Origin of the sequence: Campylobacter sp. TTU-622, assembly GCF_016598965.1 — a bacterium.
GTDB lineage: Bacteria > Campylobacterota > Campylobacteria > Campylobacterales > Campylobacteraceae > Campylobacter_D.
The window spans coordinates 1-494 of the sequence record NZ_JAENKR010000218.1 but is presented as its reverse complement, the minus strand read 5'-3'; the positions used below and the strand labels follow the sequence as shown (position 1 = coordinate 494).

The following is a 494-nucleotide window of genomic DNA, read 5'->3' as shown; positions in this document are numbered from 1 at the left end:
CCTTAAAATAGTGATTTATATAAAATAATTATATTATATTTTTCATAGTTAAGCTTATAAATTTTTATATTCAAATAAAAAATCTTCAAATTTATCTAAAGCTCTGTTAAAACTATAATCTTTTCTTTTTACCACGTAAAATTTTCTTTTTAAATTTATATTTTTTATTTTAATTGGATAAAGTATATTATTTTGCAACTCTCTTTCAACAGCTTTTTTAGAAAAAAATGAAATAGCATCTTGTTTTAAAATAAGTTCTTTTATGGCATTTGCTCTATCAAGTTCTAGAAAGATTGGAAAATTTTTAGATACTTTGCCAATTTTTTTCAAAAAAGCATCTCTTAAGCCAGAACCTTTTTCTCTAAAAATCCATTTTTTATCTAAAAGTTCATCAATGTAAAATTCTTTATTTTTTAATTCTTCATTGGCACTTACAACGATTAATTCATCTTCATACCATTCTTTCTTTATGAAAGATTCGTGATCTATATAGC

Annotated in this window: 1 protein-coding gene; it reads right to left on the bottom strand. The window is 21.7% G+C overall.

Features of this window, described 5'->3' with window-relative positions; translation table 11 throughout:
• Positions 1-54: 54 nt before the first annotated feature.
• A partial coding sequence (locus JG677_RS08560; protein ID WP_234284682.1) for a LysR substrate-binding domain-containing protein occupies positions 55-494 on the bottom strand: 440 nt, incomplete at its 5' end.